A 762-nucleotide genomic window follows, 5' to 3' on the forward strand; every position below is an offset into this window, starting at 1 on the left:
AGTATTGATGCAATCGGTATTGCATCGTCTGCATTTGAAGCTGGTGACTCTATTGGTGATGCATACAATACTCATACGGGTACTGGTGTGGACTCTGATGGTGATTCAGCGACTACAGTGTTGATCTCTGATCTTTCGATCAACGGTTACTTAGGTCCAGTTGATATTCATATTGAAAACAACGGCAATGGCTTTGGTTTAGATGTGAATGGTGACGGTGTGAAAGACATCGACACAGTTGGCAATGCTGACTCTAAGATCAATTGGAACACCTACGTTAACGTAACTGATCTTGACGTTTACTTAGACATCGCTGGCGTATTGATTGAAGACATGAAGATCAATAACGTACGTGGTGATGTTACAGATCTAAATGGTGACTTTGCATTTGGTTTCGCGCAATCTGAGCGTGAGATCTATGCAGTACGCAACACTGCAGGTCTTGATCTAGCATCACTTAACCCTGCTCTAATTGGTAACGGTGATCCCGTTGCTGTGATCGAAGCTATGGGGCGTGATGGTATTGCTCTCAATACGAAGTTTAAAGGCGATATGGAAATTGGCGCGCTTAAGTTTGGCGACACTGATCAATCCATTGGTTCTTTATACTGGACAGATATTGAAAGTGACACGCGTTGGACGATCTCTGCGCACTAACATTAGTATAGTGTCAGTTTGATCTGATTAAGGCCGCTGTTTGTCAGCGGCCTTTTTTGTTGTTGGTTTTCCTATGAACCGCTTCTCGTTACGTTGATTACGAGT

General features: G+C 43.3%; 1 protein-coding gene. It reads left to right on the plus strand.

The genetic code is table 11. The features are described 5' to 3' along the window. On the plus strand, positions 1-657 hold a 657-nt coding region (locus tag A3738_RS30695; protein WP_197473659.1), incomplete at its 5' end, for a hypothetical protein. Between the last annotated feature and the right edge of the window lie 105 nt (positions 658-762).

Source organism: Oleiphilus sp. HI0066 (genome assembly GCF_001635725.1).